Below are 6078 nucleotides of genomic sequence, written 5' to 3' on the forward strand. Positions count from 1 at the left end.
AAGTATTAAGGTCTGGCGTTCTATGCTGGATCTATGGGAATCCCTTATTTTTTAGGCCCTCTATGACCGAAGACGGAATCCGTTACGAGAAATTGGTGGAAGATGCGTTACGTGGCGTTGTGCGCGCCGCCCTCGCCCAAGTATCTGATGAAGGTCTTCCAGCCGCGCATCATTTTTATATCACCTTCCGCACCGATCACGCCGGCGTCGAAATCCCGGATTACTTGCGCGAAAAATATCCCAGCGAGATGACCATTGTTTTACAATATCAATTCTGGGATTTAATCGTCGAAGAAGATTTTTTCAGCGTCACTTTATCGTTCAATAATGTCGGCGAAAATTTGGTGGTGCCATTCCCGGCGATCACCGGCTTTGCCGATCCGTCGGTAAAATTCGGTTTGCAGTTCCACACGCCGGAACCCGAATTCGAAGAAGAAGAAACCGGCGGCGAAGCGGCCCCGAAGAAAAAGAAAGCCACCACATCCGGCGAAGGGGAAGCCAGCGACGATAAAAGCGATAATGTCGTAACCCTGGATAAATTCCGCAAAAAATAGCCCTTATAAAAACGATCTTGCCTTTGTATACTTTTCGGTTATAAATCTGCCCTATAAACGAATGGGGCACCGATATGGTCACTTATGTTCATACCAATAAACGGGTACATATTCCCAATGAATATGTCGGGGCACAAGACTGGCTTGCATACAATGACAGCGATCGCGAAGTTTGGCGCGATCTTATCACTGCACAGACTCGTAATGTTCGTCCCCGTGCCTGCGCTGAATGGCAACAAGGACTAGAAACGCTCGGACTAACCCCACACGAAATTCCCGATTACCGCAAATTAGATAAAAAGCTTTATAATGCGACTGGCTGGCATTTGGCGGTGGTCAGTTGTTTTATTCCTCCTGATGTTTTCTTTTATCTTTTGTCCAAACGGCATTTTCCGGTCACCGCCTGGCTGCGCGACCGGGAAAACATGGATTACATTCCCGAACCCGATATGGTGCATGATGTTTGGGCGCATACGCCTGTTTTAACCATGTGGCCGTTCGCCGATTATTTGCAAGCTTTTGGCAAAGCGGGCGTCGAAGCCACAAAACGAGGCTGGTTAGAACAAGTACAAGCCCTGTACTGGTATACGGTAGAATTTGGATTAACCCGAAAAGATGGCGATACAAAAATATATGGCGCCGGTATTTTATCCAGCAAGGGCGAAACCATGTATGTGCTGGATAAACCAAGGTCGCATCACATTGCTTTCGATCCATCTCGTGTTATGCGAACCAATTATCGTATCGATGAATTTCAATTGACTTATTTTGTAGTTGATTCCTTTGAACAATTATTGGGACTGGATCAAAGAGAAATCTTGCGGCTGGCAAGAAAGGCTCATGACGGGCGCCCTATTTCATGGATCGAAACCAAAAAAGAAGACCAAATTTTGCGCCATGGAAAATTGAAAAAAACCGATGATCACGGGGTTCAGGCTAAGATGTTAAAAAAATGGCGCGCTCAGTCACGCGGAATGCGCTAGTTCATACCAATTATCCGATAATTAATTGTTTTATTATATAATCGATCCTATGATGGCCATTATTGCCTATGGCCGGAGGATCTTTCATGGTCTACACTCACACTCACGTCAAACTGCCCGAACAATTCACCGCATCGCAAGACTGGGATGCCTATACCGCCGAAAATCACGGTATGTGGAATTTTTTATATTCGCGGCAACGCAAATTGATCGAATCGCGCGCCTGTCAGGAATATTTGGATGGCGTCGATTTATTGGGCCTGACGCCGGAACGCATTCCGAATTACGCCGAACTTAGCGATATTATGTTTAAAAAAACCGGATGGCGGATCGCGGTGGTGCCATGTTTTATCCCGGCCGATATGTTTTTTGACCTATTGGCACAGCGCCATTTTCCTGCAACCGCCTGGATCAGAAGCCCGGAACAAGTCGATTACCTGCCGGAACCCGATATGTTCCACGATGTGTTCGGCCATTTTCCATTGCTGGTGCATCCGACATTTGCCGATTATTTGTGCGAATTCGGCAAGGGTGGGGTAAAGGCGATGAAAGCCGGGCAAGCGGAACTCGATATGATTCAACGCCTATATTGGTATACGGTCGAATTCGGTTTGGTGAACACGCATTTAGGCCCGAAAATTTACGGCGCCGGCATTTTATCGTCCAAGGGCGAATCGATATACGCGCTGGAATCGGAAAAGCCGCACCGCATCCGGTTCGATATTAAACGGGTGATGCGCACAACGTACCGGATCGACGAATTCCAAAAAACCTATTTTGTAATCGACAATTTCTTGCAAATGTTTAACGACACAATGCAAAATTTCGATCCGATTTACGCGGAATTGAAAAAAACCCCGACCATTCCATGGACGGAAATCGATCCCAAAGATCAAGTGATCCATCGCGGCACGGTCGAAGGCCAGCCAGATGACACCAAGGTCAATCCCGAAGATTTGATGGCGACATTAAACAAAACCCGCGCCGAACGGGAAAAGAAAAAACCGCAAAGTTAACGCGATGCAGCCGCTTCATATTGCCTTAAAATAGCGCCTAAATTCTCCCATCCGCGATAAGCTGTATCGGAATAAATTATCGCTTCTATATCTTTCAAGGCCGAAAAACATTGCGGCAATTCTCCGCGCAACCGCGCGCGAAACTCATGCAAGTTCGGCACGCAAACGCCTATCAATCGCAACAATAACTTTTCGCCATTGATCACATACGCGGTAGTTTCAACATTGCACGATTTTAAAACCGCTCCATGCCGTACCCAAAAATCCATCCATTGCGCTTTGTTCGGATCGCTAACAATAAGTCCGTCATCCATTCGTGTGATATTATTTTCAATCAGCCAATCGCAAGCCTTGACCAACATGGCTTTGGCCGATCCCTTTCCTTTATATCCAGGCAAAATATAAAAATATTTAAAATGTCCATATGGATCTGGCGTGTTGTGTCCACGAATCTCGGCAACGCCAACGCCGACTATTTTATCGCCATCAACAATTTTATAGGTTCGCCAATTTGACGTCTGCAATTCTTGTGGCCAGCGCGCAGCATAATCAATTTGCTCCAGAAAAGGCCCGGCAATTTCGCGCATACGGCTGCTCACGCTTGCCAGCCAGCCTTCACGATAAACTTGTATTACTTGAGGCCGATCAGCCTGCTCCGCCATTAAGACTTGCATCTGTACCCATGCTATTTTTCTTTGAAAGATACATGATATAGCCCCCGCCAGTCAAGCATCAACAAACGCACCTCAGCCAATCGGCTGTGTATTGACAGCCGGATTCAAAAAAACGAATATTACGCCATGTTTTATTCAAAAATATGGAACCGTATTATGTCCCTTAAAACCGCTTTGCAAAAATCCGAACAATCCCGCATCGAAACCGATTCCATGGGCGAGGTTGCCGTTCCCGCCGAATGTTATTGGGGCGCGCAGACACAGCGGTCGATCGAAAATTTTAAAATCGGCGGACACACCATGCCACCGGCATTGATTACGGCATTGGGCGTACAAAAACGTTGTTCGGCCGTTGCCAACATCGCGCTGAAACAATTGGATGAAAAATTGGGCCAGGCGATTATTCAGGCCGCCGATGAAGTGATCGATGGCAAATTGACCGATCAATTTCCATTGGTCGTATGGCAAACCGGTTCCGGCACGCAAACCAATATGAATGCGAACGAAGTCATCGCCGGACGGGCGAATGAAATTTTGGGCGGCGAGCGCGGCGGCAAAAAACCGGTGCATCCTAACGATCACGTCAATCGTGGGCAATCCAGCAACGATTCGTTCCCAACCGCCATGCATATCGCCGCGGTGTGCCAGGTGCATTGGCATTTGCTCCCTGCCCTGACGCATTTGCAAAACACCCTGCAAAAAAAATCCAAGGAATTTTCCAATATTATCAAAATCGGCCGCACCCATTTGATGGACGCGACGCCGGTAACGCTGGGCCAGGAATTTGGCGCCTATGCCAAACAAATCGAACTTGGCATTGAACGGGTGAAAGATGCTTTGAAACGTTTATATCCGCTGGCGCAGGGCGGCACCGCCGTCGGCACCGGATTGAACGCCGCCAAAGGTTTCGCCGAAAAATTCGCCGAAGAAGTCGCGAAATTGACCAAACTGCCATTCACATCGGCCAGCGATAAATTCGAAGCCTTGGCCAGCCATGATGCGTGCGTCGAAATGTCCGGCGCGTTAAACGTGCTCGCGGCTTCTTGCATGAAAATCGCCAACGATGTGCGTTGGTTAGGATCGGGTCCGCGTTGCGGTCTTGGCGAAATCAGCTTGCCGGAAAACGAACCAGGATCGTCGATCATGCCGGGCAAGGTCAATCCAACCCAATCCGAAGCCATGACCATGGTTTGCGCGCAGGTCATGGGCAACCATGTGGCGATTACCGTCGCCGGATCGCAAGGCCATTTTGAATTGAACGTGTTCAAGCCAGTGATCATCCATAATTTATTGCAATCGATCCAATTGATCGGCGATGCCTGCAACAGTTTCGCCGATAATTGCGTGGTCGGCATCGAAGCCAACAAAGACCGCATCGACGAATTGCTGTACCGGTCATTGATGCTGGTCACGGCCTTGAACCCGCATATCGGTTACGACAATGCCGCGAAAATCGCCAAAACCGCCTTGCATGAAAATATGACGCTGCGCGAAGCCGGCATTAAATTGAATCTGCTGACCGGCGAGCAGTTCGATGAATGGGTAAAACCGGAAAAGATGCTGGGTTAATCCATCACCGCTCAGTACGGACGCGTTGACGGGATGCAAAAAACTTCATTGCAGTGGACGGTTTTATGCCGCTGCAATATTCCCTAACCAATCGGCAAGTGCGGCGATTGCGTAAGTCTAATTCACCGCTCCAACCCGGCGTTCGGCTAGACATCAACAATGCCTTTCCCAACGGCAAATTCATAACGCCTTCGGCGGTTTCTATTGTGTAATTTCCTTCTTGCAAATCGGCAATCTCATATATCGCTTTTGGGTCGTCCTTGGCGCAGATAGCTTGGACTTCATGGATCGCTGGATATTCCCCCATCACATCGGCTGCGACAGCAGGGACAATTTTTTTCACTATGCCCCATTGATTGGCATAAGGCAGAAAACCGTATCGCAACCACGCATATTTGCCCAGCAGACTGGCGGAAAGACGGATGGTCGGACAACCCAACAATTGCGCCAAACGCATAACATCCGGGAATATTTTCTTCAATGATCCGGCACCCATTTTACCGGCCCTGACCGTTTCCAAGTACATATAATTTTCGCCTGCATCACGGTCGTGATAAAATGTCACCAGAAAATTATCAAAGTCGCTTTCGCCAACACGGACTTTTAAACGATTCTCCGCCGGGATCGCGGAATCCGGACTTTTATCTTTCTGGCAAAGCGGCAAACTGGAGTAAACAATTTTCCCTTGCAATGTTTCTACCCTTGCTAAGGTTTTTTCAATTTGTGCGGCGGGGAATGGATTAATATCCTCGTAATAATACGGCTTTCCTTCAGGCAAAGCAGGCGGTTTAAGACGCCGTTCAATAAGAAGGCGATTTAAATGCGCTTCTGTCTGTCGGCGCGAAGGCCATTGATCCGTATAGCCATCCGCAGCGCCCGCACTGATTGTATGGTTCCGATTCATGTCAACGCGCCATTGCCAATTGTCGAGACTCGAACGACAGAAACGCCGATGGTCGCAACGCTTTCCCACGGCAATAAGTCAAGGAGAGGGATACTTCATGGCCATTATTGACATCCAATCGGCCAGTCCAAGCGGGCAATCCTAAATCCAGCAAAATTGCTTTTCCAACGGGCGTTGCATCTGGACCATCGCCATCCTTATATCTTGCAAGACGACGGATCGCGGCTGGATTTGGCTGACAACATATTTTCGAAATGTCCTGAACAATATCTGGACGATTCCTATAATCTATTTTAACGAGTTGCTTTGCCTTTGACGATAAATCGGTCCAAGACTCCGCGCACGGAATAAAACCGAATTTGACCCAACTATAGCGGC

The 6078-nt window shown here is 48.2% G+C and carries 6 protein-coding genes; 4 read left to right on the forward strand and 2 right to left on the reverse strand.

Annotated elements, in window-relative coordinates; translation table 11 throughout:
* The first annotated feature begins 62 nt into the window (after positions 1-62).
* The 3 genes from EYC62_09170 (at position 63) to EYC62_09180 (ending at position 2553) form a co-directional block, all read left to right on the forward strand.
* Positions 63-554, forward strand: a complete 492-nt coding sequence (locus tag EYC62_09170; GenBank protein ID TAH32425.1) for a hypothetical protein — start codon at positions 63-65, stop codon at positions 552-554.
* 74 nt (positions 555-628) lie between these two features.
* On the forward strand, positions 629-1537 hold the full coding sequence (gene phhA, locus EYC62_09175) for a phenylalanine 4-monooxygenase (GenBank protein ID TAH32426.1): 909 nt from the start codon (positions 629-631) through the stop codon (positions 1535-1537).
* A gap of 68 nt (positions 1538-1605) precedes the next feature.
* A complete protein-coding gene (locus EYC62_09180) occupies positions 1606-2553 on the forward strand; it encodes a phenylalanine 4-monooxygenase (protein TAH32427.1) in 948 nt (315 codons plus the stop codon).
* Here EYC62_09180 and EYC62_09185 read toward each other — a convergent pair.
* On the reverse strand, positions 2550-3227 hold the full coding sequence (locus EYC62_09185) for an N-acetyltransferase (protein ID TAH32428.1): 678 nt from the start codon (positions 3225-3227) through the stop codon (positions 2550-2552). The genes EYC62_09180 and EYC62_09185 overlap by 4 nt on opposite strands.
* Before the next feature lie 156 nt (positions 3228-3383).
* Here EYC62_09185 and fumC point away from each other — a divergent pair, with 156 nt between their 5' ends.
* A complete protein-coding gene (gene fumC, locus EYC62_09190) occupies positions 3384-4796 on the forward strand; it encodes a class II fumarate hydratase (GenBank protein ID TAH32429.1) in 1413 nt (470 codons plus the stop codon).
* Between the two features lie 4 nt (positions 4797-4800).
* Here the strand turns inward: fumC and EYC62_09195 are convergent, their stop codons facing one another.
* Positions 4801-5700 carry a hypothetical protein gene (locus EYC62_09195; protein ID TAH32430.1) on the reverse strand — a complete coding sequence of 300 codons (900 nt, stop codon included), beginning with the start codon at positions 5698-5700 and terminating at the stop codon, positions 4801-4803.
* Positions 5701-6078 lie beyond the last annotated feature (378 nt).

This window comes from Alphaproteobacteria bacterium, assembly GCA_004295055.1.
Classification (GTDB): domain Bacteria; phylum Pseudomonadota; class Alphaproteobacteria; order SHNJ01; family SHNJ01; genus SHNJ01.

Coding starts and splice junctions, on each gene's coding strand:
- EYC62_09195 (TAH32430.1), bottom strand. CDS start 5,700: ATGAATCGGAACCATACAATCAGTGCGGGCGCTGCGGATGGCTATACG.
- phhA (TAH32426.1), top strand. CDS start 629: ATGGTCACTTATGTTCATACCAATAAACGGGTACATATTCCCAATGAA.
- fumC (TAH32429.1), top strand. CDS start 3,384: ATGTCCCTTAAAACCGCTTTGCAAAAATCCGAACAATCCCGCATCGAA.
- EYC62_09180 (TAH32427.1), top strand. CDS start 1,606: ATGGCCGGAGGATCTTTCATGGTCTACACTCACACTCACGTCAAACTG.
- EYC62_09170 (TAH32425.1), top strand. CDS start 63: ATGACCGAAGACGGAATCCGTTACGAGAAATTGGTGGAAGATGCGTTA.
- EYC62_09185 (TAH32428.1), bottom strand. CDS start 3,227: ATGCAAGTCTTAATGGCGGAGCAGGCTGATCGGCCTCAAGTAATACAA.